Source organism: Microbulbifer okhotskensis (assembly GCF_023895975.1).
GTDB lineage: Bacteria > Pseudomonadota > Gammaproteobacteria > Pseudomonadales > Cellvibrionaceae > Microbulbifer > Microbulbifer okhotskensis.
The window spans coordinates 1-687 of the sequence record NZ_JALBWM010000341.1; the positions used below are offsets into that span (position 1 = coordinate 1).

The window sequence follows — 687 nt, forward strand, 5'->3', positions numbered from 1 at the left end:
TCATCTCTTTTTTGCTAATAGTAAAGAAGTGACACAGAATTCTGAACACTACCATCCGGACGTGCGGAACTACCGAACTACCGAACTACCGAACTACCGAACTACCGAACTACCGAACTACCGAACTACCGCATCCGGCTCTTCAATAATATATTCGCTCGTGTAAAGCACGACCCCTAATACCAGTCCACAAGTATACTGCGTTTGTATACACGCGGTGGCTTTAGCCCAAAATATCCCAGCATTTCCTTTAGACTATTCCAGTTATAACTCTTGCGCTGACTCCGCCGATTGAGCCATTTGTGTATGCTGTGTAGAACATAACTGTACAAACGGGACAAGCTTCGACTGTTGTCTGGCAGACCGAAGTAGTTCTGGAACCCTTGTAGCTTGCGCTTCAGGATGGGCAACCATTCCCTCAGGCGCTCACTCCGCTTGGCTTTGATCCAGTGATAGAGCGTTTCCATTGTGCCCTTCTGTTTCTTCGCTGCCGTGCGGCATCTAAGCCTGGGGCGTTGGTTGACATCCAGGCTCCAGTAGAACTCAAAACCCAGAAACTGGAACTGTCGCTTTCGACCCGGATGGAAGCGGCTAAACCGCTTCAGGTGCGTTTTCTCGGGAGCTAACTGTAGGCCAAACTTGTTCAGCCGTTGCGGTAGCACCCGGTAAAAGCGCTCTGCATCCGTT

Annotated in this window: 1 protein-coding gene; it reads right to left on the reverse strand. The window is 49.9% G+C overall.

Features of this window, described 5'->3' with window-relative positions; all coding sequences use genetic code 11:
• Nucleotides 1-176: 176 nt before the first annotated feature.
• A partial coding sequence (locus MO867_RS22410) for a group II intron maturase-specific domain-containing protein (protein WP_305884250.1) occupies nt 177-687 on the reverse strand: 511 nt, incomplete at its 5' end.